General features: G+C 45.1%; 23 protein-coding genes. 14 read left to right on the top strand and 9 right to left on the bottom strand.

Features of this window, described 5'->3' with window-relative positions:
- The first annotated feature begins 5 nt into the window (after nucleotides 1-5).
- The 5 genes from parE (at nucleotide 6) to K8U60_RS11860 (ending at nucleotide 9,192) form a co-directional block, all read left to right on the top strand.
- Nucleotides 6-1,976, top strand: coding sequence for a DNA topoisomerase IV subunit B (gene parE, locus K8U60_RS11880; protein WP_223639179.1), 1,971 nt, complete (start codon nucleotides 6-8; stop codon nucleotides 1,974-1,976).
- A complete protein-coding gene (parC, locus tag K8U60_RS11875) occupies nucleotides 1,973-4,399 on the top strand; it encodes a DNA topoisomerase IV subunit A (protein WP_223639175.1) in 2,427 nt (808 codons plus the stop codon). Before parE ends, parC begins: the two co-directional genes overlap by 4 nt.
- A gap of 294 nt (nucleotides 4,400-4,693) precedes the next feature.
- The gene (gene ilvA, locus K8U60_RS11870) at nucleotides 4,694-5,983 is read left to right on the top strand and encodes a threonine ammonia-lyase IlvA (RefSeq protein ID WP_223639171.1); all 1,290 of its coding nucleotides are present in this window, start codon (nucleotides 4,694-4,696) and stop codon (nucleotides 5,981-5,983) included.
- Nucleotides 5,984-6,116: 133 nt separating this feature from the next.
- Complete coding sequence (locus K8U60_RS11865; protein ID WP_223639167.1) at nucleotides 6,117-6,680, top strand: DNA-3-methyladenine glycosylase I; 564 nt, start codon at nucleotides 6,117-6,119, stop codon at nucleotides 6,678-6,680.
- 580 nt (nucleotides 6,681-7,260) lie between these two features.
- Nucleotides 7,261-9,192 (top strand): fructose-1,6-bisphosphatase, encoded by a 1,932-nt coding sequence (locus K8U60_RS11860; RefSeq protein WP_223639387.1) that lies wholly within the window; start codon nucleotides 7,261-7,263, stop codon nucleotides 9,190-9,192.
- 89 nt (nucleotides 9,193-9,281) lie between these two features.
- On the opposite strand, the gene K8U60_RS11855 is transcribed toward K8U60_RS11860, so the two are convergent.
- The 3 genes from K8U60_RS11855 to K8U60_RS11845 are packed head-to-tail and all read right to left on the bottom strand — an operon-like array spanning nucleotide 9,282 to nucleotide 10,895.
- Nucleotides 9,282-9,782: a DMT family transporter gene (locus tag K8U60_RS11855; RefSeq protein WP_223639164.1), complete on the bottom strand. Its 501-nt coding sequence runs from the start codon at nucleotides 9,780-9,782 to the stop codon at nucleotides 9,282-9,284.
- Between the two features lie 10 nt (nucleotides 9,783-9,792).
- Entirely contained in the window at nucleotides 9,793-10,458 is a 666-nt protein-coding gene (locus K8U60_RS11850) for a Crp/Fnr family transcriptional regulator (RefSeq protein ID WP_223639161.1), read from the bottom strand.
- Between the two features lie 11 nt (nucleotides 10,459-10,469).
- Complete coding sequence (locus K8U60_RS11845; RefSeq protein WP_223639158.1) at nucleotides 10,470-10,895, bottom strand: DMT family transporter; 426 nt, start codon at nucleotides 10,893-10,895, stop codon at nucleotides 10,470-10,472.
- A 468-nt stretch (nucleotides 10,896-11,363) separates the two neighbouring features.
- Here K8U60_RS11845 and K8U60_RS11840 point away from each other — a divergent pair, with 468 nt between their 5' ends.
- A complete protein-coding gene (locus K8U60_RS11840) occupies nucleotides 11,364-13,418 on the top strand; it encodes a GAF domain-containing sensor histidine kinase (protein WP_223639384.1) in 2,055 nt (684 codons plus the stop codon).
- A gap of 125 nt (nucleotides 13,419-13,543) precedes the next feature.
- On the opposite strand, the gene K8U60_RS11835 is transcribed toward K8U60_RS11840, so the two are convergent.
- From K8U60_RS11835 to K8U60_RS11825, 3 genes are all read right to left on the bottom strand, one after another.
- A complete protein-coding gene (locus K8U60_RS11835; protein ID WP_223639140.1) occupies nucleotides 13,544-15,241 on the bottom strand; it encodes a cbb3-type cytochrome c oxidase subunit I in 1,698 nt (565 codons plus the stop codon).
- A 67-nt stretch (nucleotides 15,242-15,308) separates the two neighbouring features.
- Complete coding sequence (locus tag K8U60_RS11830; RefSeq protein WP_223639137.1) at nucleotides 15,309-15,776, bottom strand: cytochrome c oxidase subunit II; 468 nt, start codon at nucleotides 15,774-15,776, stop codon at nucleotides 15,309-15,311.
- Between the two features lie 42 nt (nucleotides 15,777-15,818).
- Nucleotides 15,819-15,974 (bottom strand): cytochrome c oxidase subunit 2A, encoded by a 156-nt coding sequence (locus K8U60_RS11825; protein ID WP_223639134.1) that lies wholly within the window; start codon nucleotides 15,972-15,974, stop codon nucleotides 15,819-15,821.
- Nucleotides 15,975-16,783: 809 nt separating this feature from the next.
- Here K8U60_RS11825 and K8U60_RS11820 point away from each other — a divergent pair.
- Complete coding sequence (locus tag K8U60_RS11820; protein ID WP_223639132.1) at nucleotides 16,784-17,314, top strand: NUDIX hydrolase; 531 nt, start codon at nucleotides 16,784-16,786, stop codon at nucleotides 17,312-17,314.
- A 21-nt stretch (nucleotides 17,315-17,335) separates the two neighbouring features.
- Entirely contained in the window at nucleotides 17,336-17,773 is a 438-nt protein-coding gene (locus tag K8U60_RS11815; protein ID WP_223639381.1) for an NUDIX hydrolase, read from the top strand.
- 81 nt (nucleotides 17,774-17,854) lie between these two features.
- Here the strand turns inward: K8U60_RS11815 and K8U60_RS11810 are convergent, their stop codons facing one another.
- Nucleotides 17,855-18,307 (bottom strand): DUF305 domain-containing protein, encoded by a 453-nt coding sequence (locus K8U60_RS11810; protein ID WP_223639129.1) that lies wholly within the window; start codon nucleotides 18,305-18,307, stop codon nucleotides 17,855-17,857.
- Between the two features lie 212 nt (nucleotides 18,308-18,519).
- On the opposite strand from K8U60_RS11810, the gene K8U60_RS11805 reads away from it, so the two are divergent.
- From K8U60_RS11805 to K8U60_RS11795, 3 genes are all read left to right on the top strand, one after another.
- Nucleotides 18,520-19,440: an aminoglycoside phosphotransferase family protein gene (locus K8U60_RS11805; protein ID WP_223639126.1), complete on the top strand. Its 921-nt coding sequence runs from the start codon at nucleotides 18,520-18,522 to the stop codon at nucleotides 19,438-19,440.
- Between the two features lie 17 nt (nucleotides 19,441-19,457).
- Nucleotides 19,458-20,339 carry a DMT family transporter gene (locus K8U60_RS11800; RefSeq protein WP_223639123.1) on the top strand — a complete coding sequence of 294 codons (882 nt, stop codon included), beginning with the start codon at nucleotides 19,458-19,460 and terminating at the stop codon, nucleotides 20,337-20,339.
- A gap of 138 nt (nucleotides 20,340-20,477) precedes the next feature.
- A complete protein-coding gene (locus tag K8U60_RS11795; protein WP_223639121.1) occupies nucleotides 20,478-21,035 on the top strand; it encodes a GNAT family N-acetyltransferase in 558 nt (185 codons plus the stop codon).
- Nucleotides 21,036-21,136: 101 nt separating this feature from the next.
- Here the strand turns inward: K8U60_RS11795 and K8U60_RS11790 are convergent, their stop codons facing one another.
- Nucleotides 21,137-22,039, bottom strand: a complete 903-nt coding sequence (locus tag K8U60_RS11790; RefSeq protein WP_223639119.1) for an S-layer homology domain-containing protein — start codon at nucleotides 22,037-22,039, stop codon at nucleotides 21,137-21,139.
- A 442-nt stretch (nucleotides 22,040-22,481) separates the two neighbouring features.
- Nucleotides 22,482-23,516, bottom strand: a complete 1,035-nt coding sequence (locus K8U60_RS11785) for a YeiH family protein (protein ID WP_223639116.1) — start codon at nucleotides 23,514-23,516, stop codon at nucleotides 22,482-22,484.
- A gap of 103 nt (nucleotides 23,517-23,619) precedes the next feature.
- Between K8U60_RS11785 and K8U60_RS11780 the strand changes: the two genes are divergently transcribed.
- The 3 genes from K8U60_RS11780 (at nucleotide 23,620) to K8U60_RS11770 (ending at nucleotide 25,543) form a co-directional block, all read left to right on the top strand.
- Nucleotides 23,620-24,525 carry a LysR family transcriptional regulator gene (locus tag K8U60_RS11780; protein WP_223639113.1) on the top strand — a complete coding sequence of 302 codons (906 nt, stop codon included), beginning with the start codon at nucleotides 23,620-23,622 and terminating at the stop codon, nucleotides 24,523-24,525.
- Between the two features lie 163 nt (nucleotides 24,526-24,688).
- Nucleotides 24,689-25,027, top strand: coding sequence for a hypothetical protein (locus K8U60_RS11775; RefSeq protein WP_223639110.1), 339 nt, complete (start codon nucleotides 24,689-24,691; stop codon nucleotides 25,025-25,027).
- 87 nt (nucleotides 25,028-25,114) lie between these two features.
- Nucleotides 25,115-25,543, top strand: a complete 429-nt coding sequence (locus tag K8U60_RS11770; RefSeq protein WP_223639107.1) for a hypothetical protein — start codon at nucleotides 25,115-25,117, stop codon at nucleotides 25,541-25,543.
- Nucleotides 25,544-25,618: the final 75 nt, after the last annotated feature.

Genomic DNA, 25,618 nt, shown 5'->3' with positions numbered 1-25,618 from the left:
ATTAGATGGCTAAAATTCAAAATACGGCATACAACGAAGAAGCAATTCAGGTACTCGAAGGCTTAGATGCCGTTAGAAAGCGTCCGGGGATGTATATCGGTTCGACGGATACACGCGGGCTTCACCACTTGGTCTATGAGATTGTCGATAACTCGGTCGATGAAGCGCTTGCAGGATACGGGGACAGAATTACTGTAACCATCCATGAAGACAACAGCATCAGTGTCCGGGATTATGGACGCGGCATGCCTACAGGAATGCACCGAAGCGGAAAACCCACTCCGGAAGTGATTCTGACGGTTCTCCATGCCGGAGGAAAATTCGGCCAGGGCGGCTATAAGACAAGCGGAGGCCTTCATGGCGTCGGTGCATCGGTCGTCAATGCTTTATCCGAATTTCTGGAAGTGACGATTTACCGTGACGGCAAGAAGTACCGCCAACGATTTGAAAACGGCGGCAAGCCGGCCACGACTCTGGAAGAAATCGGTTCGACAAAAGAAAGTGGCACCATGATCCACTTTTTGCCGGATGAAACTATTTTCTCCGTGTCCAAATACAATTACGAAACTCTTTCCGAACGTCTGCGCGAGTCTGCTTTCCTGTTGAAAGGATTGAAGATCGAATTGTTCGATCAACGGACAGAAGCAAAGGACATTTTTCACTACGAAACCGGCATTGAAGCGTTTGTATCTTACCTGAACGAGGAAAAAGACGTGCTTCATCCAGTAGCCTACATCGAAGGGCAGCAGGACGAAATGGAGATCGAATTTTCGTTCCAGTTCAACGATGGCTATTCCGAAACGATCCTGTCGTTCGTCAACAACGTACGGACCCGCGATGGCGGTACCCACGAAACCGGTGCAAAAGCAGCCATGACACGCGTCTTCAACGACTATGCCAGAAAAATCAACTTGCTGAAGGAAAAAGACAAAAACCTTGAAGGCTCCGACATCCGCGAAGGATTGGCAGCCATCGTTTCCGTCCGCATCCCCGAAGGCATGCTGCAATTTGAAGGGCAGACGAAAAGCAAGCTTGGAACCAGTGAAGCAAGAAGCATCGTCGATTCAGTCGTGTCCCAAAAATTGATGTATTTCCTGGAAGAAAATGCTGATCTCAGCGCTTCTTTGGTGCGAAAAGCAATTCGTGCATCCCAGGCTCGAGTGGCCGCCAGAAAAGCGCGCGAAGACGCGCGAAACGGCAAAAAGCGCAAGAAATCGGACGCGTTGTTGTCCGGTAAATTGACGCCTGCCCAATCCCGCAACGCCTCGAAGAACGAATTATACCTGGTGGAAGGAGATTCGGCCGGCGGTTCTGCCAAACAAGGGCGCGACCGGACCTTCCAAGCCATCCTGCCGCTGCGCGGGAAAGTCGTCAACACGGAAAAAGCGAAACTCGAGGAAATCATGAAGAATGAAGAGATTTCAACCATCATCCACGCCATTGGCGGAGGGGTATCTTCCGATTTTTCAATCGACGACATCGCCTACAATAAAATCATCATCATGACTGATGCAGATACGGATGGAGCGCATATTCAAGTGCTGTTGCTGACATTCTTCTTTCGGTATATGAAACCATTGATCGAGGCTGGAAAAGTGTTTATTGCGCTTCCGCCGCTATACAAGGTTTCCAAAGGCATCGGCAAAAAAGAAGTGGTCGACTACGCCTGGACAGAATCGGATCTGGATGCATCGATTCAAAAAGTCGGTAAAGGCTATACACTGCAGCGCTATAAAGGTTTAGGTGAGATGAACGCAGACCAGTTATGGGAAACGACTATGAACCCAGAATCCCGTACGTTGATCCGGGTTACGATTGAAGACAGTGCACGTGCAGAACGCGGCATCACTACCTTGATGGGTGATAAAGTGGAACCGCGGCGCAGATGGATTGAAAACAACGTCGACTTCGGACTTGAAGAAGACAGCAATATTCTTGAAAATGATTTGATTCACGCTGAGGAGGAACTTGTATGACACAAACCGAAAGATTTCAGGATTTGCCACTGGAAGAAGTAATCGGCGATCGGTTTGGCCGTTACAGTAAATACATTATCCAGGACCGGGCATTGCCGGACGCCCGTGACGGGTTGAAACCTGTTCAGCGCCGTATTTTATATGCCATGCACCATGAAGGCAACACCAACGATAAAGCGTTCCGTAAATCGGCCAAAACCGTCGGTAACGTCATCGGTAACTACCATCCACATGGAGACAGCTCTGTTTACGAGGCGATGGTGCGCTTGAGCCAGGATTGGAAAATCCGACACATGCTCGTTGAAATGCACGGTAATAACGGCTCGATGGACGGCGATTCGCCTGCTGCGATGCGTTATACTGAAGCCCGTCTATCTGCTATTTCTTCTGAACTGCTGCGGGACATCAACAAAGGCACCGTGGATTTCATCCCGAACTTTGATGATTCTGATATGGAACCGACTGTTTTGCCGGCTCGATTCCCGAACCTTCTGGTCAACGGATCGACCGGTATTTCTGCCGGCTATGCCACCGATATCCCACCGCACGCCCTTCATGAAGTGCTCGATGCGGTATTGATGCGCATGGACAACCCGCAAGCGACGGTCGCAGAACTGATGACTGTCATTAAAGGACCGGATTTCCCGACTGGGGGCATCATCCAGGGAGTGGATGGCATCCGTAAAGCTTATGAAACCGGCAAAGGCAAAATCATTGTCCGTTCAAAAGCACGAGTGGAACCGTTAAAAGGCGGGAAAGAGCAGATCGTCATTACGGAAATCCCGTTTGAAGTCAATAAAGCCAATATGATCAAAAAAATTGATGACCACCGGTTCGACCGCAAGCTTGAAGGCATCTCCGAAGTGCGGGATGAATCGGACAGAAGCGGGTTGCGGATTGTCATTGAATTGAAGAAAGATGTCCAGGCAAACGGAATTTTGAGCTATCTGTATAAAAATACCGATCTGCAGGTCAGCTACAACTTCAATATGGTGGCCATCTACAAACGCCGTCCAACAATGATGACTTTACAGACGATGCTGGATGCCTATATCGAACATCAGAAAGAAGTCATCACCAAGCGCTCTGAGTTCGATCTCCAAAAAGCCAGCGATCGTATGCATATTGTGGAAGGCTTGATGAAAGCTCTATCGATTCTGGACAAAGTGATCAAGACCATCCGTTCTTCAAAAGATAAACGCGATGCCAAAAATAACCTGATTGAGTCATTCGATTTCTCGGAAGCACAGTCGGAAGCGATTGTTTCCCTGCAATTATACCGTTTGACCAATACAGACATTACGGAACTGCAAAAAGAAGAAAACGATCTGAAAAAATTGATCGCTGAATTGACAGGGATTCTGACCAGTTCAACAAAATTAAAAAATGTCATCAAGAAAGAATTGGCAAACATACGCAAGCAATTTGCAGAACCGCGCCGATCCGTCATTGAAGATAAAATAGAAGAAATTACCATTACACGCGAAATCATGATTCCAAGCGAAGAAGTGGTAGTGACCGTAACCAAAGAAGGGTATGTCAAGCGGACCAGTACACGTTCGCATGCCGCTTCAAACGGCAAGGACTTTGCGATGAAAGAAACGGATTATCTGCTGTTCGAAGGCAACTTGAATACGCAGCATACCATTCTGATATTCACCACTGCAGGAAACTTTGTTTACCAGCCGATCAATGAGCTGCCTGACATCAAATGGAAAGACCTTGGCCAGCATTTATCCAGCATTGTTCAATTGGATGCCAATGAATCCATCCTTGCAGTGTATCCGTTTGAAAACTTCGATGCAGATGCCAGCATCCTGACGGTGTCTAAATTAGGGCAGGTCAAACGTTCAGCGTTGAAGGATTATCATATTCAGCGTTATTCACGTGCGATTAAGACGATGAACCTGAAGTCGGGTGATGCGATGATCTATGCAGGATTGGTGACGAAGGAAACTGAGTTGTTCATTGGGACTAAGCAAGCCTATGGTCTACGTTTCCCACTGGAGGAAGTTCCGCTCACCGGCCTTCGTACCGGGGGCGTCAAAGGCGTCAATCTGAAAGATGGGGATGAAGCAGTTTCCGCTGTTATGATCGACCCGGAAGTGAAGCAGGAATTGGTGTTGATCACCCACCGCGGTGCGGCGAAGAAAATGAAGCTGCAGGAGTTTGAGAGCGGCAGCCGTGCGAAGCGCGGGGTCGTTATGCTCCGTGAGTTGAAATCGAATGCTCACCGTGTGGTTGCTGTAGTCGCTGCAACCGGAAAAGAAGAAATCATACTAGAAACCGACAAAGGCGCACGCATTTCACTGATTGCGAATTCGTTGAAGAATGTGGACCGTTATTCGAACGGTTCCTTCATCGCGGATGAAGCGGCAGATGGAAAAGTGATTTCCGCCTACCGTGTCGAGCTAAAAGAGTAATACGAATAACCCCACCCTTTATTCAAAGGGATGGGGCTTTTTTTATTCAAGGTATTCATTTTTTAACTGAGTTATATTTATTATTCATAAATATTCAATGAATAATATTAAGGGTGAACCATTTGTAAAAATGAATAATCAACAATCTTCAATTCGAACGTTTTACAACTGCTTTTAAGTTCGATAAAGACAAGATGGAAAAAACTTTTCATTGAATTGTCGCAATTTTCTTACCAAGTAAACGCTCTGATGTGGTAGAGTAGTGAGATAAATAAAAATAAGAAGGTGACATCTATGGCTAAGAGCAACATCACAGAGCTTGACAGGGAAGTAAAGCTATCTAGAGTATCGGTGGAAGAGATTATGGTGGCCAACCAGGCGCTCAAGGATGTCGTCAATAAAACTCCGTTGCAGAAAAACGAATTATTGTCCGCACGATATGAATGCAATGTCTATTTGAAACGTGAGGATCTGCAAGTGGTTCGTTCCTTTAAACTGCGTGGAGCCTATAACTTCATCCGCAGCCTAAGCGCAGCAGACCGTGCTAAAGGCGTCGTCTGTGCCAGCGCCGGCAACCACGCACAAGGTGTGGCCTACTCGTGCTTCGCACTCGGCATTGAAGGGAAGATTTTCATGCCATTGACGACTCCGCGTCAAAAAGTATCGCAGGTCAAGCGATTTGGCGGAGACAAAGTATCGGTAGTATTAACGGGCGATACGTTTGACGATTCTTTCACTGCGGCGATGGACTACTGCACGGTGGAAGAAAAGGTGTTTGTCCATCCATTCAACGACAGCCGTATCATCGCTGGACAAGGGACAGTTGCGGTAGAAGTGCTGAATGATATGCAGGAGCGCGTCGATTATATGTTCTGCGCAATCGGCGGCGGCGGATTGGCATCCGGTGTCGGGTCTTATTTGAAAGGAATCAGCCCTTCGACAAAACTGATCGGTGTGGAACCGGCCGGAGCTGCAGGGATGAAAGCTTCTCTCGCCAATGGACAGGTGACGCGTCTGGATACCATCGACACATTCGTCGACGGCGCTGCAGTCAAACAGGTTGGGGATCTTTCCATGGCCATCTGTTCAGATGTCTTGGACGACATCGCTCTGGTGCCCGAAGGTAAAGTCTGCACGACGATTTTGCAGCTGTATAACGAAAATGCCATCGTCGCAGAACCCGCTGGCGCATTATCCGTTGCAGCCCTTGATTTCTATAAAGATGACATCAAAGGAAAAAACGTGGTTTGCGTCATCAGTGGGGGCAATAATGACATTGAGCGGATGCAGGAAATCAAAGAAAAATCCCTGATCTACGAGGGATTGAAGCATTATTTCATCGTCACTTTCCCACAGCGTGCTGGAGCGCTCCGTAAATTTATGGAGCAGGTTCTTGGAGAAAATGATGACATCACCCATTTCGAATACACGAAACGGACAAATCGTGAAGAAGGACCGGTCTTGGTCGGAATCGAACTGAAATGCCAGGAGGACTACGAGCCGCTTGTCAAACGCATGACAGAAAACGGTTTTCCATATAAAGACCTCAATAATGATTCTCTGCTGTTCAATTTATTGATCTAATGGCAGGTTTGACCTAGACGAAAGGGCGTTCACGATTAGTGGACGTCCTTTTCAGTATTCCGAAAAAGTCTATAAAGTGGAGACTTCTCTTCAGTGGTATAGTGGAATCAACTACAGGAACGAGGTGGACTAAGTGGGAAATCGATGTTTATGGGCTCAGAGCAATGCCATGATGCAAGCCTATCATGATGAAGAATGGTGCAGGCCCAGCCGGGATGACCGCTATCTTTTCGAAATGTTGATTCTGGAAGGTGCACAGGCCGGATTATCGTGGAATATTGTGTTATCAAAGCGCAATGCCTATCAGGAAGCTTTCCATCAATTCGACGTTGATTATTGTGCGGAGCTGTCGGATGCAGAGCTTGCGTCCATCAAAGAGAATTATACTGTAGTCAAGCACGGCGCAAAAATCCAGTCTGTCCGCACCAACGCCCAGGCGGTACAAAGCATTCAAAAAGAGTGGGGAAGTTTCGTTGATTTCCTATGGAGCTTTACAGATGGCATACCGGTCCACAATAATTGGGAGACCGATGCACAGATTCCTGCGCAATCGCCGCTTTCTGTCCAGCTCAGCAAAGAATTGAAAAAGCGCGGCTTTAAATTCGTGGGACCGGTGACGACCTATTCGTTTATGCAGGCCATCGGGATGGTCCATGACCACATCAATAGCTGTGACTACCGAATAGTGAAACAATAAACGACCGCCAGTGGCGGTTGTCGGTTAAGGTGAATCTTCAGTTTGGTGCTGGTTCTTTGAATTCCAGCAGGTTTCCGAAGTTTAAACAAGGTAAAAAGCGAGAAAGTGCAGTGATCACTTCCTCGCTTTTTTTGACTTAAAGGAATTGCCATATAAAAGCAGAATAAGATACAGACAGCTTTCCAAATGAATTAATGAACTAGACAATCTCTATGTATTATCGACGGGTTTCAGCCCGTTTTTAAGCTGCTTCTTTACAGTTCAGACGGCTTCTCTTTTTTCCACTAGAGCTTATAGGGTTTCTGCGGTAAACTGAGTAATAGAAAGACTATTTTTCTCCTTTTTGTTTATTGGTATCTCTAATACTAAGAGAAGGCTTCCATTTCTCTCTTTTGCAGGCGAAGAAGAGCTGTATAGTGAGTCTTATATCCAAATAAAACCATTTAATTGAGCGCATGTAAATGTTTAGTTTATGCAAAGTTAACGACATTCTGAATAACGAGTGGTCTTTACAGTAGCCGTCTTATTTTTTGCCAAACGGCAGAAGAATAAAACGAGTCGCGAAAGGAGATGTAGTATGTTGAACTTAAAATATTTGGATCTATTGGCGCAAAAATACGATAGTGAAGAAAAAGTTGCGACTGAAATCATCAATCTTGAGTCAATCCTTGATTTGCCTAAAGGAACCGAGCATTTTGTAAGCGATTTACACGGGGAATTCCAAGCTTTCCAGCATGTTCTGCGAAACGGTTCGGGAAATGTGAAAGTGAAGATCAAGGACTTGTTCAAAGATGAAATGAGCCAGAAAGAGCTCAACGAATTTGCGACATTGGTCTATTACCCGGAAGAAAAACTGCAATTGATCAAAAGCACTTTCAGCAATAAAGCGGAATTGCAGGAATGGTACATAGAGGTCATTGAACGGATGCTGAAGCTCGTGTCCTATGCATCGTCCAAATACACACGTTCGAAGCTCCGCAAAGCCTTGCCGAAACAGTTTGTCTATATCATCGAAGAGCTGCTCTACAAAACGGACGAGTTCAAAAATAAAAAAGAGTACTACGCCAAAATGGTGGATCAGATTATTTCACTCGGACAAGCCGATAAGCTGATTATCGGGTTGGCTTACACGACACAGCGATTGGTCGTGGACCATCTGCATGTGGTGGGCGATATCTATGACCGGGGACCGGATCCGCATAAGATTGTGGATACACTCATCGATTATCATTCAGTTGATATTCAATGGGGAAATCATGACGTACTTTGGATCGGCGCCTTTGCCGGCTCTAAAGTGTGCCTAGCGAATATCCTTCGCATATGCGCGCGCTACAATAATTTGGATATTATCGAAGATGTCTACGGCATCAACCTGAGACCGCTGTTGAATTTGGCGGAAAAATATTATGAGGACAATCCGGCTTTCCGTCCGAAAAGAATTGCGGATGAACAACTGACAGAGCAGGAACAGCTGCAGATCACTAAAATCCATCAGGCGATTTCCATCATTCAGTTTAAATTGGAAAGTCCGATCATCAAAAGACGTCCCTGCTTTGCGATGGAAGACCGGCTGCTGCTTGAAAAAGTCGATTATGAAAAAAATGAAGCAACAATCCACGGAAAAACTTATCCACTGGAAAATGGCTGTTTTGCGACCGTCAATCCGGAAAAACCTGATGAATTGCTGGAAGAAGAACAGCAGGTCATCGATAAGCTGCTGTTCTCTCTTCAACATTCGGAAAAATTGGCAAGACATATGAATTTCCTGATGAAAAAAGGCAGCCTTTATTTGAAGTACAACGGCAATCTGTTGATCCATGGCTGTATACCGCTGGATGAAGAAGGCAATATGGAGAAGATGGAGATTGAAGGGAAAGACTATGCCGGCCGGGATCTATTGGACCTTTTCGAGCGGTATCTCCGGCATTCATTCGTCCATCCCGAGGAAACCGATGACTTTGCGACCGATATGGTCTGGTACTTGTGGACAGGGGAATATTCATCCCTTTTCGGCAAACGCGAGATGACGACATTTGAGCGCTATTTCATCAAAGATAAAGAGACGCATAAAGAGCGGAAGAATCCATATTATTATTTGCGTGAAGATGAGGAAATGTGCCGTAAGATGCTGGAGGAGTTTGACTTGAATCCAGATTACGGACGCATCATCAATGGCCATACGCCGGTCAAGGAACGCGATGGGGAAAACCCGATCAAAGCGAACGGCAAGATGCTGGTGATCGATGGCGGATTCTCAAAAGCCTACCAATCAACCACAGGAATTGCCGGCTATACGCTGTTATACAACTCCTATGGCATGCAGCTGGTGGCGCATCAGCTGTTCAACTCCAAAGAAGAGGTATTGCAGAACGGTACGGATGTATTGTCCGCAAAACGGCTGGTTGATGAAGAGCTGGAGCGGAAAAAAGTCAGGGAAACGAATATTGGAGAAGGATTAATGCAGGAAATCTTCAATTTAAACAGCTTGAGGGAATACCGTTACATGAAGTGACAGCAGTTGAATCGAATGAAGAAAGGAAGAGCCGCAACTCTGTGGCTCTTCCTTTTCTGTTTAACATCCCACTCATTTGCCGACGGGTTCTATAAAGGGCGCCTTGCAGAGCCATCCATCCCGACGGATTTTCTTTTTAAAGCGTTGTGCTGTTCCAGTCTTGGACCCAGCTGAAACAACAGGACACCGCCGCTGATCAACAGAACGCCGAGCAGGGACTGCCATGTGAAAGCGACTTTTTCCAAGCCGAACCATCCGAGCGTATCCCACATCAAGCCAAAGAAAATCTGCGACACCATGATCAGGGAAATGGCGCGGCTGGGTCCGAGAATCTGGACGCCCTGTGTCACGCAGGCCACGACGCCGACGCCAAGTATGCCGCTGAACCAAAACCAGGGCTGTGCCTGGAATTCGAATAGCCGGCTGCCTTCAAAAGCGAGACCTGCGGCCAGTGAAGCCAGAAATCCGAGAAGCAGGACAAGGGCCGTAGTGGACCAGACGCTGACATGTTTTTTAACGTTGGCGTTGAAAGTGTTTTGAAGACAGACAAACGCGCCTCCGAGTAATGCCAATAAGATGCCGATTGCCATACAGATTCTCCTATTCGTAAATATTTTGACCGGCTTGAGTGAGCAGGGAAGAACGGTCAAGAATGGTGATTTTTCCACGTTTTTTAATGATCCATCCAGCTTGTTCGAATTGCTTAAGCACACGATTCAAATGCCGATAGCTGGTGCCGATCAAGTCAGCCATATCGAGGAGGGAAGTGGAGTCGAGTTTCGGTTGTGTTGGTGTCATGGACAACAGGTAGCTCGCCAGCCGAACATCCACTGGATAAAGCAGGTTGAAGTTCATGGCATGCGATTTCATCTTGAATTTCTGGGTTACGGTTTCGAGGAGGAAATTAAGCCACACGGGATTGTCTGCCATCTCTTTTTGCAAGACTTCGTATGGAATCCGGATGACCCGTGTCGTTGTGACGGCTTCTACGGTATTGATCAGCGAACACTGCTGGATGAATTCGATATCGCCCACCAAATCAAAAGGATTTTTAAACGCTAAAATTAAACGCTTTCCTTCGGGAGACAGCATGGATATCTTCAGTTTTCCTTTAACTAACAGGTAGAGTGTGCCGGAATCATCTCCTTGAGACAGCAAACGGTCTCCACCTGCTAAACTTTCCAGCTGCATCACCTGTTGGACACGCTCCGGAAACAAATCCGCCAGTCCGTATTGGGATAGATAATCCTTGCTTGTCAATTCCATTTCCACCCTCCTCACCATTTCAGAACAATGACTCCTGCAATCATCAGCAACAGACCGGCAATCTGTGTCCGCCCGATCCGTTGCTTGGCCATGTCGAACCAGCCTTTACTGTCGATCATGACTGCCGCAACCAACTGGGCAATCAGGAAGATGCCGATGGTCAGCGTCACGCCCATCCGGTGGACCGCTGTCATGTTGCTGTAAAGGACGACCGCTGCCAGCATTCCACCGGATGCGTAAAGAGGCGGTACTGTTTTTAAATTGAGGTACGAACGGTCCCCCAGCATAACAACAATCAACAGCGCCAGCACAAAGCCGGTGAACTGTGTCATCGTCGCTGCCTGCCAGGTACCGATGCCAGTACTGATTGTGGCATTTGCAACACTCTGGAAGGTCAGGAAAAAGCCGCCTGCCAGGGCAAAAAAGATTCCTCTCATCCAGATCACACACCTTTCTTTCATTTTACAGTAAGAGAAGATTAAAAAACCGAAAAGGACATATGTCCCATATCGAAAAGGCTTTAAGTAAACCTAGGCGGGAATTACCTGAACTGTATAAAATAATTGAATGTGCCGAAAAAACCGGTTCTTTTGTTTATAATGAAATAAAAGTAGCTTCCAATTAAAGCAGGCAGGTGAGACTACCAATGGGGCAAGGGAGTACTGATCGGGAGATTTTACCACGTTATTTTGCCAGCGTAAATCAACATAAGGACCCTAAATCCTTCTCTCGTCAACTTCAGCATATTGTTTCCGGAAAAAGATAAGCAAAGCCGCTAAGTGAAAAATTTCAGCCAAAGCAAAATAATTTATGGTAAGCTACTGACATCATATCCTCATGAAATAAAAAAAATCTCCAAAATCATCGTTACTATTTCGTAAGGATCAAGAGCGGAGCGTATGACTATGTTAAAAGAACAAAGTAGATATTCAAGACTGGCAGAACTGACGAAAATCATCAATACGAAGTTGGAACTGCATGAAGTATTAAAGCATGTCACGGTTGCAATCTCCGAAGAGATCGTTCAATGCGATTCTGTCGGTATCTATCTGCCTGATGAAGATGGCCATTTCAGGGCGGTAGCCGGAAAACCTGATTTCATCAACGGGCACGCCATCTCTTCCCAGAAAATCAATAGTGAAACAGATCGCTTCGCTAAAGACATCTTAACTACGAAGCAGACGATTTATATTCCCGATACATCGAGGGATAAACGACCCGACCCGTCAGCTGTCGCTGCATTCAATATCCATTCACTGCTCGGGCTCCCAATCATTTATGAGGAGCATCTCTTTGGACTGGTCTTTCTATTCGATTGTGGAAAACCCATGGACATTACAGAACTGCAGATACAAAGTGTAGAAGCATATGTCAATATGGCAGCGGTCGCTATTCAAAACGCCAATAACTTAAAGCAGAAAGAGCATTTGCTTGCAGAAAAGCAGCTGTTGCTCGATGCCAACCGCGAATTGTCCATGTGCTCAACCATCCAGGAAACCTTGGATACTTGTTTTTATTATTTGGGCAAAACCGTGGACTGCACGAATGTTGCTGCCTTTCTCAGTGATCCGAAGAAAGAAAATGTCCTCAGTTTTAAAGGAATGAGCAAGGAGTCTGAATGGACAGAAGATGAATGGAAGAATGCACTGAAGGATATCCAGGCGAATCAAAGCACTGAAAACATTATCCATGAAGTGATGATCAACAGAACAGTCAAGTTTATACCGAGTGAGGAAAGATGCCGACTGCTGCTGATTCCGATGATTTCGAAAGGAGAAGTTTTCGGGTTTATTGCCATTGCCTGTTTAATGGAGACCCTCCAGTCGGACGAAAAATCCCAGGTCCACCTGGCGCATTCCATTGTTGATGCGACAGCCCTCAGCTATTCAAATTTAACGTATATGGATCAACTGGAATTGCGTGTGAAAAGACGTACAAATGAATTGGCGACTGCCAACGACAAAGTCACCAGCGTCATCGAAAGCATAACGGATGGTTTCTTCGCGCTGAACAAGAACTGGGAATTCATCTACATCAACCAGCATCAGTATCTACCAAAAGGAAAAGTATCCGAGAACGTGTTGGGGCAAAGCATATGGGATGTGTATTCGGATACACTCAATCCCGTTCTGCATGGTGAGCTTTACCGGGCGATGTCGGAGCGGGTTCCTGTGCATTTTGAAGTTTCATCAGCGGAGGGCTGTTGCTTTGAAGTGGTCGCCTATCCTTTTGACGATGGCATCTGTTGCCTTTGCAAAAACACCACAGAAAAAAAGAACTATGAAAATGAACTGAAACGCTTATCGAATCTTGAATTGATCGGCCAGATGGCTGCGGGAATCAGCCATGAAATCCGTAATCCAATGACCACGGTCCGGGGCTTCCTTCAATTGCTTACAAATGATCAGGGATTGAAGAAATACGCTACTTACTTCGAGCTCATGATTGATGAATTGGATCGCGCCAACTCCATCATTTCAGAATTTCTCTCGATGGGAAATACGCGTTCATCGGAATTGAAGATGCAGGATTTAAATGCCATCATCTATGATATCGCACCTCTATTGGAAATCGATACCTTCAACCAAAACAAAATCATCGAATTCGAGACGCAGGAGATACCCGAAATGTTCTTGAACCGGGATGAAATCCGTCAATTGCTCATCAACCTGTGCAGAAATGGCTTGGAAGCGATGCAGCCGGGCAAGATGCTGTCGATTCGCACCTATATTGAAGAGAAAGACACTGTCGTACTGGAAATCCGCGATCAAGGCGCAGGGATGGACACAGAAGTCCTGAAGAAAATCGGCACTCCTTTCTATACCACGAAAGATAATGGCACCGGCCTGGGGCTGGGCGTCTCTTATGCAATTGCCGCTCGCCATCATGCTAAAATCAATGTACAGTCGAATGAAGAAGGTACCGTGTTTTTCGTTAAATTCTGTTGTCCGGGATGTTGAAAAGCCGACCTTTTATCCGCTTCAGGTTTGAACCCGTACGAATTGAATTTTCGCAGCAATAGGAAAGAGGGCGATAGAAGTCTGTATTCATCAGACTTCTATCGCCCTCTTTCTAATTTGAAACGTTATGGCATCAAAAATGGTGGAGATCCCGGTGAATGTCCTGAAGCAAAGTCCAGTAACGGGATCACGTAAGCGATGGCGATGGAAAGTGTCGCCAGAGCAACCCAGATTGCCCAACGGTCCATGAACAACGGGGATGCATCTTTTTTGTTGTAATCTTCGCCAATCGGAAAATCCGTGTCTCCTTTTGGTGCGATAAAGGCAAGTTGGATCCAGATGTATACCAGCAAGAGGATGCCGATAAACAGGATGACGCCACCCATAGCCATCAACATTTCATACAGCGCCCAATCCGATGCGGCACTGTGTCCGTTATATGTTGTGTTTGCCGTCCGGCGCGGGCTTCCAAGCAGTCCATTAAAATGCATCGCACCGGACATCAGAAGCATTCCGCTTGCCCAGACAACTGTTTGGGCAAGAGCTAAACGATTGATGGTTTTCGTCATTTTTCTTCCAGATAGATAAGGAATCAGCCAATAGGAAATTCCGAAAAACGTCAGCATAACCGTCGTCCCCACAGTCAAATGCAGGTGTCCGGTGACCCAGATCGAGTTGTGGACAACTTGATTGACCTGATTGCTGGCATTGATGATTCCGCCCAGTCCAGCCGGAATGTATGCCAACATGGCGACAATCAAAGCGAAGAAACGAGCATCGGACCAAGGGAGGATTTTCCACCAGCCCAATAAACTTGTGACTCCTTTTGTTCTGCCGGCACGCTCCATTGTAGCAAGCATCGCAAAGGCTGTCATAAGGGATGGGAAGATGATCATGAACGTTTGGATGACATGCAGGAATTTCAATTCCACGGACAATCCTGGATCAAGAATCTGGTGATGGAAGCCACCGGGTACGTTGGCGACCACCAGAATGACCACGGCGACTCGGGCAAGCGAATCACTGAACACCTTCCCACCGATAATTTTTGGCATTGAGACATACCAGGCGGAAATGGAAGTCAGCATCCAAATATTAACGAGCGTATGGCCGAAAGCCCAAAACATGGTGCGCCCGATCATGGGATCGATTGTCGGGACCCAGCCAAACGCCCAAGGGATAACCATCCCCACCACAAACACAGCGATGAAGAGGGACGCAAAGACCCAAAGAACAAAAACGGCATTGGAGAAAAATGCAAAAAGCGGCGTCAATTCACCGGGATTCCGCTTTCTCCAGCTCTGGTAGGTGATGAACATACCCACACAATTTAGCAGGATTCCAACAACCAGCAAGGCCAGGCCTACATAAAACCAAGGATTTGCCTGCATGGGTGTATAGAATGTGTAGAGCACATTGGCATCTCCCGAAAGGATGAAAAATGCGGCAATTACAGTTCCGGCTGTCATCAATCCAAAGCCAGCCCATCCGAAAGCCACTGTTTTATCTGCGAGGCCACCCAGTACCCGCGATGTTCCAGCATATAGATAGCCAATACTGAAGAAAGAGCTTAACACCAGCACCAGCAAGACGCCGTGAGCTGTCAGCAAAGCATAATAGCTGATCCAGGAAGGAAGTTCCAAAAAACCGCTTCGGACAAAGCCCTGCAACAAACCGGCAGCACCGCCGATGACTAAGGCGATAAAGGCAATCGATAAATTGGCGATGGACAAGCGGGAATCCCTTTTTGAAATCCCAGCGATGGCACCTGCCGTAACTGCTTTCCCTTTATGGCGGATTGGTACGTCAGTTATGTGCGTCATTTTTTTCCCTACTTTCTATTCGTATGATTATGGTGAAAATAGCGGCTGGTGCAGATCAGCCAGCAGCTCAATTGACGGTAATGGTATTTGCCATGAACTCGTGTCCCAGTCCGCAGTATTCATTGCACAAAATCAAGTATTCTCCCGCTTCGTGGAAGGTATGGCTGACTTTCGAGATATGTCCCGGAACGACCATCACATTGACGTTGGTGTCGGTGATTTTAAAGCCATGGGTCACGTCAGGAGAAGCCAATGTGAAGTGGACAGTTGCACCGGCTGGGATTTCCAGATCTCCGGGCTGAAAAGCAAACATTTCGGCAACGATGGCGATTTCGTATTCGTTATCGCCAATTTCTGTCAGTTCGGCATCTGCGAAGAGTTCAGATTCCCGTACCTCTTGTGGATCCATCATCTCAGCATGGCTTGGCGGCCCCATTTCGAGATAAAAGGTTTGGATTGCTAAAATTGCCAGGAAGACTAGGAGAATGAGAGAACCGATAATCAACCAAAGTTTTTCATAACGATGAATATGCATGAATGACAAACCCCTTTCTGATTTCTTTGCTGGAAAATGCTTTTAATTGCGTTCTAAAAATAAAAGGAAAACACTGAACCAGGAGAGAATCATGAAGACAGCTATGATCATGACGGAAACAAACGTGCCACTCAAAGAAGTTTCATCATATTTTTTGCGGCCTTTGTGGTTCTTATTTGTAGAAGCCGTATTCTTCATATTAAAATCCTCCTTTCCTTGTTTTTCATAACGAATATTTCATAAGCTGGAAAATAGGCTTTTTGTTGCTAAAAACTATACAAAACATAATTATCTTTATGGTAACAAATATTCAGATAATTTAGAAGACTTATCGGCGTATTTCCCGATAGACGATTGCTAGCCCACTTTCTAATTGGCTGAAGATCTTTCTAGTTCTTTATCGTAAAGGAACTGAATGTGAAAATCCTTGAGCTGCATCAAGGAAAAAAACCTGCAGCTGGAAAAATGTCCAGCAAAAAAAAAACAATCTTTCAAGTTAGATAAAGACACGGATTTCTCTGTTGGCTTGACAGTTTTTTCTTTTATTTAAAATTCTTGATGCAGGTCAAGAATCTGCAGGCCAAAATGGTCTATAATGAAGGTGTGAATAGTACGGACAATTCAGTTAATGTATCCTGCATTTGACGGGAGCTGGATTGGATGATAAAAATCAGGTTCTGTTGATGCTGGCTCCAAGAGCAGGGACAGAAAATAACTCAGTCTGGAGGAGATTCTCATGCTGGTAATTATGTCTTTAGTGCTTATCGTAACGGCAATCCTGACTCTTATCATATCTATTGAAGTAAGCGAGACCGATGAGGGAAATTAAAGCGTTGCCGATGGACTCTTGAAGATCGGGAATTGAAACGTCCGCAAGAACCTGTAAAAACTAATGCATAAAAAAGAGAGAGGCGGTTGCCGGTGCAGCTCAATCTCTTCTTTTTGTCGCCAATGCACTACCGGAATCGAGGTTCCTGGACAGTAATTGAGATAAGGAGATTGACTGAATGGAAGTTTGGGATGTATTCGATCGAACAAGAACCCCCCTTGGCAAACAACATGTACGAGGTCAGGCGATGCTGCCAGGCGAATACCACCTAGTGGTGGAAATCTTCACTTTCAACGAAGATGGCAAACTATTGATTACGCAAAGAGATCGGGTCAAGACCCACCCTTTGCTGTGGGAGTGTACAGGCGGATCGGTGACCGCTGGAGAAACCAGTCTTGTTGGAGCGGTCCGGGAGCTTAAAGAGAAAACCGGACTCTGTGCAAATCCCCAGGAACTGCATCTTCTCGGGAGCTTAAAGAAAAATGCTTATTTCTTGGACAGTTATCTGTGGAAAAGTCCGAAGAACTTCGAACTGGCGGATTTAAGATTGCAGGCAGGAGAAGTATGCGGCGCGAAATTCGTTACACTGGCAGAATGGGAAGAAATGAATGAAAAAAAGTTGGTTGTCCCGGTAGTATGGGAGCGCTTTAGTCTCTATAAAAATGCAGTAAGAGAATTGATTGGGAAAATGGAACAGTATAGAAGCTGAAATAAGGGAGTGGTTTTTTTGATGCCGCAACACCAAAAAACATATCCAGCTCCTTCACCTCCAAAGCACATCCTTTCTGCGGCAGCTATTGTCCTCAACGATCAAGGTGAAATTTTGCTGATTAAAGGTCCGCGCAGAGGATGGGAAATGCCAGGAGGACAAGTGGAGGAAGGGGAATCTTTGAAAGAGGCTGCAGTGCGGGAAGTAAAAGAAGAAACAGGTATAGAGATTGAAGTAGTGAAATTTTGTGGGGTTTTTCAAAATGTCGAAGATTCCATCTGCAATACGCTCTTTTTGGCGAAACCTATCGGAGGCATCGAAACGACGTCTGCTGAAAGCTTGGAAGTTGCCTATTTTCCAGTGGCACTAGCATTGGAACTGGTGACCTGGAAGAATTTCCGGCAAAGAATTGAATATTGTCTGAATGATATGGCCCATCCGTTTTACATAGAATTTTAACGAATGCATGAGAAAAATTATCTGCACAAAAAAGTCAGGAGCATCCTTGCCCCTGACTTTTTTTGTTCTCATCAACTGAAGTTACTCCTCATCTTCAAGATCTTCAATCAGCCTTTTCATTTCGGCGATTTCCTCCCGTTGCGCTTCGATAATCTGATCTGCTAGTTCGCGTACACGGGGATCTGAAATATCCGCTCTTTCACTTGTCAGAATGGCAATCGAATGATGTGGGATCATCGCTTTCATCCAACCCGTGTCTTCAATCAGCACCTGGCTGCGGACAAGCCACAAAGAAAGGGCGAAAACGACCGCGCTTCCTGCGAGAATCGCAGTGTTGATTTTTTTGTTTTTGTACATGGGCCACATGAATAACATCATGACGACCGCCATGATGGATCCCATGATCAAGGCCATGTAGACTCTCGTCTCACTAAACGTCACGTGATCAACTTGAAAAACATTCAAATACATCAACCAGTACATCAAAAATGTGGAAGTTCCGATCATAATGCCAAATTTCAAATAAGGATTCATCAGGTGTTTTCCTCCTTTTCCAGATTATTTACATATAAATGGGTTCTTTCTATCTGTATACCATCGATAAAGCACAATAAACTTCATAGAAACTGCACATTTCGTCTTTCACTGTCAGCAGGGTACAGGGATGAATAAATGAATTAGTGCAAATTGAGAGCAGGAGATAATGGTATAATTATTCCAATTAGGAAAACGACCGGAGGCTCGTAATGGAAATTTCTACAGTATTGGCCTATTTGACAGAAGAAAAAATCCTTCCTTCTGCCGACTGGAAATGCACAGCTATGAGCGGCGGGACAATGAGTGAAGTCTATCTTTTGCGGTTGGAAATAGGCATGCCGGTCGTTGTCAAAATAAATGAAGAAAAAGTAACCAAATCAGAAGCGGAATTTCTTTCGTTTTATCCTTTCCTTTCACTTTTGCCGCGACTTGTGGCGGTTGATCCCGTATATCGATTCATAGCCTATACCTATATTCCAGGTTCCACGGACAATGGGTCTGGCGGTAATAAAAAAGAGCTTCTCCAAGCGCTTGTCAGCGGATTGATCAATCAGTATCTGCCTGTATATTCGGGTAAAGGCTGGGGATGGCAGGATGCGCCCGTGAGATCCTGGCAACAATTCTTGATGGAAAGAGTGAAGGCTTCTGAAGAAGTTCTGAACGCCTACCTAAAAAAGAAAGATTTGAGTATTGTATCACCATCGACAAGAGACCTAACGCAAAATTCGCCTAAATCTATTCCTTATTTAATCCACGGCGATTGCGGTGTCCATAACTTCATCCTTCATGAAAAAAGGCTCGCAGGTGTCATCGATCCGACGCCGGTACTTGGGTGGCCGCATGATGATTTGATCTATGCATTCTTTTCGACGCCGCATGAACTGACAAAAGAAGCGCTGGACGCTGCTTTCGAAGTTTTCACCTTGCCACTGCCCGACAGGCAGCAGCTATACAAGGAAGTACTGATCGGCTTGTACCAGCGCTTAGCGATTTGTGTGAAACACCATCCAGAGAACTTCCATGCATATCTTCAGGCTTGGAAATATTGGGAGGGAATTGTTGGAAGAGAGCCGCTTTCTGTCAACAAAACAGAGAAAAACAGCAGCCCGATAAGTTCAGAGAAGCTATAGGTAAAGGAGAGTGGCAAATGAAGGAGAAACTGATTTTCTCATTTTTGGTCATATTGACGACCGGCTTGATGGGGTCTTCCTTTGTGGTGGCTAAAATGGGGTTAGTTTACATATCGCCGTTGTTGTTAGCAGGATTGCGCTTCGTAATTGCCGGGAGCATCATGTTGTTTTTCGTCCGAATGTTCAAAAGGAAGCAGCTCGCACACCGAGGCGAATGGGGGAAAGTGATACTGATTGGCGCTGTTCAAACGGCTGGCGTCATGGGAGCGATTTTTTTAAGCTTGCGTACCATTACGTCCGGCGAATCGGCCATTTTAACTTTCATGAATCCTTTGCTGGTCGTAATTTTTGGGACATTGGTGATGGGTGTCCGCTACCGGATGGTCCAGTGGACGGGGGTGCTGATCGGCTTTATCGGTGTTTTCATTGCGATGGGAAGCCATTTGGCGATTGAAATCGGCACGTTTCTGGGATTTTTGAGCGCCGTTTTTTGGGCTGCCGGAACGCTTTTGATCAAAAAATGGGGCAAGTTGTTCGATATATGGGTGCTGACTGCTTACCAGATGTTTTTCGGTGGCCTCATTTTGCTTGTCGGCTCGGCTTTACTTGAAACTTCCCGTCTTGTCATCAATTCCAACTCCATTTCGATTCTTTTATGGCTATCCATCCCTGCCTCTATCATCCAATTTACCGTGTGGTTCTATTTGCTGCAAAAAGGCGATTCTGGAAAGGTCAGCGCTTTTCTGTTTTTGGCTCCTTTGTTCGGCATCCTATCAGGTTGGTTGGTGCTAGGAGAGCAGCTCGGCTTGCCTTTATTGGTCGGTGGCAGTTTAATCTTCGCTGGAATTTTTCTGGTGAACTGGCCAGAAAAGCAGGTGCCGGTAAAAGTCACTGTTTAAATCCAGCAGGAAAAGGTTTTCAATAATGTCTTATTGGAATACCCGGACAATAATTCTGTTGCACGATTTGAATTGATTGCCTTGAAGAAACGGCTTGAAACAGAGGTAGAAAGCGATTAGGAAGGGAAGCAGCTCATCATGGTTAACATCATTGGAGATAAGATTAGATTGACACAAGCATCAACGGCCCAGCTGGACGAACTTTATTATTGGCGCTTTGAGGAAAAGCGGCAGGAAGCAAAAAAATGGAACGGACCCTATATTCCGGAAACGCGGCTGAACAAAGAACAGCACCGGGAAAAATGGCTGGAAGAGGAGTCGATCGCAAGCGGAGTGCCCGCGTCACTCATCATAACAGCTGATGAAAAAACTATCGGTTACGTCGGCGCTTATTGGGTGGACCAAAACACAAGCTGGCTGGAAACAGGCATCGTCATTTATGACACTGCGTACTGGAATGGTGGATATGGAACGGAAGCATACCGGCTATGGATTGATTTTCTGTTTGAATTCACCGATCTGCATCGGCTTGGCATGTCCACTTGGTCGGGAAATGACCGGATGATGAAAGTCGCTCAAAGGCTCGGAATGAAAGAGGAAGCCCGCATCCGAAAAGCGCGTATGGTAGAAGGTGAATATTATGATGCCATTAAGATGGGGATATTGCGTGAAGAATGGATAGTGCAGTGTAAATGAGCAGAACGTACTGGACATAAGTAAATTAGAAAACCCTGAATGGGATCACTGTTGCGTGAAAACCATTCAGGGTTTTTGATTGAAAATCCTATACTCTGCAATTATTTGAAGTTAAATGCTGACTTGACCATTGTCTCATAATCATCAACAATAAAGTTGCCTGCTTTACCAGTTAAGTTTTGTTTGGTATGTTCGATCGTCAGTAATTGGCGGTCCGGTGACAATTTGAACGAAGTAGGTTTTACTGGAATTTCAGTACCGTCTTCCAACTCAACCATGAAGCTGAAGAAATCAGCTATTTCTGTCGCATTGTAATCAGCCAAAGCGGGTTCTGTCAATGTAATTGCAGTAGAAGTGGCTGAAACCACTTTTACACTTGAAGCTTCCGGGTAATAGAACCAATCTGTTGTTGTATCGATTGTTTTGTACAACAGGTTGGCATATTCTCCGCGTGTAATATTGGTATAGGTTCCATATGAAGTAGGCGTTTTACCTGAAGTGATCCCTGCGCCATATAATGCTTCGATATACGGTTTGAAGACTCCGCCAACATCAGAAAATGGAGTCGTTTGCTGATACTCTTCCAATTCAAATGCCACTGACAGGAATTTCGCCATTGCACCACGGCTTAATGGAGCGCCCGGCTGGAACTCAGTTTTTGTTACGCCTGAAACTATGCCGACTTCAGCAAGAGCATTTACAGATCCACGAACACGGGTATTCAAATCTTTGAAGCCTGCATCTTTAGCGGTATCGGTATCCAAAAATAACGTATTCGCTAAAATGACCGCAGCATCGCCGCGTGTTAATGGCTCATTTGTACCGAACTTTGTTGTGGTTTTCCCATTTATAAGTTCTGTGATATAGAAGAACTCTACTGCTTCTTCGTAACGGTCTCCGACATCAGTAAAAGGGTGGAGAGAAGAAGCGGATGCAGGTGAAGCGATGGTCATGGCTGCAACTACTACAGCAGCTGCTGTATAAAAGAATTTTTTGATTGTCAATGAAGTATCCCCGATCTAAATATAATGAGTGCTGTTTTTTGATAAACTTTGAATAATAAAACGACTTGGATAATTGTTCCTTTCTTTCAATTTCTATTCATCAAACTGAAATTATTATAGCTGATTATTAATGTGTTTGTATAGTAATTTTTTCGAATAATTACTAGTTATTAGTGAATATTTGTTGTTTAGTAAGATAAAGTCTAAATACCTATTAATAATAAGTTGAATAGATATACTTATCCATTCGATTAACGCAAGTCCCTTTCCGAGCTTTGTTGCATTAAATCTAATGGTAAAAGAGAAGATATAGACTGGAAAAAACTTAATGAATGAGATTTATTGGTGAACGGTATGTACATAGTATCTAACTACAAAAGACGAAAAACCGTGTGTACATGCAAACGGTTTTTCGTCTTTTGATATCATAAAGCAACTAAATCTAAACCGCGAAATACGCAATGACTGACAGCAGAATGGAAGTGATCGTCATCGCAGCAAGCGGCAACATGGCGCGTTCGCGCAAATCCCGCAAGCTGACAGTCAAGCCGAGTCCGACCATCGCAGCCGTCAGGAGCCATGTAGTCAATGTCGAAACAAAGTCACGCCAGGCATCCGGAAATGGAACTGAGTGGCCGAAGACATAGCTGCCCAACACACTCAACAAGATAAAACCTGCAAGAAACCACGGGAATTCAATTGCAGTTTCTGTTTTCTGATCTTTGTTTTTACGCTTCATCAGAAAAATGAAGATAAAGCAAAGTGGAACAAGCAGAAAGACGCGGCCCAATTTCCCTAACAAGGCCATTGCCAGGCCGTCTTCTCCAGCCGGTGCTCCGGCTAACGCCACATGGGCGATTTCATGGAGACTGATGCCGACCCACATGCCGTATTCGATGTCGTCAAGCGGCAAAAACGGGCGAAGAATAGTGTAGGAGATGGCGAAGACTGTTCCAACCAGGGCGATGATGCCGACGCCGATGGCTGTGTCTTCGTCTTTTGCTTTGATGATCGGGGCGATTGCGGCAATCGCTGCCGCTCCGCATACCCCAGTCCCGACACCGAGCAGGAGAGAGATGGTCTTATCAGCTTTAAAGCGTTTCGCCAGCCACACCGTCAGCAGGATAGCGAAGGCGATGACGACCATGTCCCGCAGCAATAACCCCAGTCCGTCACTTAAGACGGTATCGATATTCAATTTCAGTCCGTAAAGAATGATGGCGACTCGCAACAGACGCTTTGAGGAAAAGGTGATGCCCGAGCGGACGGCATTTGGATAGCCGAAAATCTGCCGGTAAAAAACCGCGAGGATGATGGCACAGGCAAGTTGCCCAACCTGGTCGAAGCCAGGCACCTGAGCTAACAGGTAGCCAAGAAAAGCCAATAGAAATGTAAAAAGAACGCCGCCGATCCAGGCTGTGGCCGGTGAAGTCCATTTGGAATTGGAATGGGTAGGTTTATGGGTATTTGCAGACATGGGAAGACCTCCTGCAACAAGTATAGAAAAATGCTATACATTAGTAAAATAAGTATCTAATATAGTTATGATAAGTAAAAGCATATACAGAAGGAGGAAGAAAATGGATCAGCGCCTGGAAGTATTTCTGAAAGTAATCGAAAAGAGAAACTTTTCTAAAGCAGCGGAAGAACTCCATATGACACAACCTGCCGTCAGTCAGTATATCCGGTCTTTGGAAGAAAGCACGGGTGTCCAATTGCTGGAGCGGACCAATAAATATGTACGCTTGAACAAAGCAGGGGAAATTGTCTATCACCATGCCATTGAAATCAAAGAACTTTACGCAAAAATGAACCACCTTCTCGATGACCTGACCAATAAAGCGAGCGGTTCGATCGCCATCGGAGCAAGCTACACATTCGGGGAGTACCTGCTGCCGCAAATAATCGCAGAAGCGAAAGAGCAATTTCCGGACATCAAACCGACTGTCACGATCGGCAACACCACTACCATTGCCGGCCTTGTGCTCAGTCACCAATTGGATGTCGGCATCGTGGAAGGACATTTTAAAGGTGTGCAGGAATTGAAGACCGAGCCGTTCGCAGAAGACAGAATGGTCGTAGTCGCATCCGCCGACCATCCATTGGTTCAACGCGTTAAGCCTATAAAAGTGGAAGAGCTGATTGAAGAAACCTGGATATTGAGGGAGCTTGGCTCCGGCACAAGGGAGGCGTCAGAAAATGTCTTTAAGCAATTTTCAATAGAACCCAAGTCCCTGATGCATTTCAGCAGCACACAACCAATCAAAGCCATGGTCGAGGCGGGTATGGGCATCAGCCTGGTATCGGAATGGGCGATAAAAAAAGAACTGCACTACGGAGACTTAAAGGTAGTGGATGTAGAAGGATTGCCTTATACAAGAGACTTTTCAATTGTGACAAGATCTCCGTTCCGAACAAAAGCCCTTTCTGCATTTCTGGATTTGTTGAAGGGCCATAAGGAACTGACGGATTTTAAGATTTTATAAAATCATTCAGCGTATTGTTGTTCGTATAGAATTATTTTATGAACGGTTATATTCTGATGATCTTTCTTCGATTATATTTTCCAGCTTTATTATATGGTATTATTAGTAAAAAATTAAAAATAAATACGCAGATAATACCATTTCAACAGAGGAGGGCTATGGTGTGGAATGGAGTTGGAATAAGACCAGCATCAAGCGTCCTTATTCATATGAAAATCTCAAGGCTCTTTTAAATGTAGTCTGCAGAGAAGAAAATCAATTCAGCCAAGTAGACTTCTGTATGTGGTGCGATAATTTAACGATGGCTTGGGATGAAGAAGATTTAGGCGATCAGGATCAACTAGCTTTTCATATTGCACGGGATATTGAGGCGCAGTGGGATTTGCATTGGTACGAGTTCTATTCCCACAAAGAACTGTTTAAGATGGATTTGTCGAAATTGGAATTACCACCTGAATGGTTTAAAGAATGGGCAGCTGAGCTAAACAGAAATAACCAATGAATTAGAGGAATCGAATGTAACTTATGTGCAGTTAAGTTACATTCGATAAAATACAGAATGGCTGAATTTCAAAAGGGGTAATGACAAGTGGCTGAATTTGAAAGTTATTCTTTTTCTCGGTTGTACAAGGATGAGAATATTGAATTCTTTTTTATTATTGGAGTAAATGATTCGGATAGTTTCGATGACTATTGGGATGGAAGGTTAAAAGAGGTAATAGGGTATGTAATGATTTTTACTAATAAAAATAATCGAAAGCAAGAAAATTTTATTTACTTGATCGAAAAATCTTCCAGAAGATTTGAAGACATAGTTAGATATACAAAGAGGTTCGTTGACCAAATGTCACTATCACCGAATCTTTCTGACAGAGAGAATTTTAAAATCTCAAAAACCAATAGAACAGGCCAATTTGTAGATTCTCCATACACTCCTTTTATTCAAAGCATCGTCCGTAATGACATTCCTCATCAAATTTTAGAATCTATGACCGAAGCAACCTTATTTGACAAATAATTTAGTTAAACGAATGTAACTTATTGGTAAGTAAGATACATTCATCAAACGAATAGAACAGAAGAAAAACTCCTT

This window comes from Planococcus circulans, assembly GCF_020023385.1.
Taxonomy (GTDB): Bacteria; Bacillota; Bacilli; order Bacillales_A; family Planococcaceae; genus Planococcus.
This window is presented reverse-complemented; position numbering and strand designations above follow the sequence as displayed.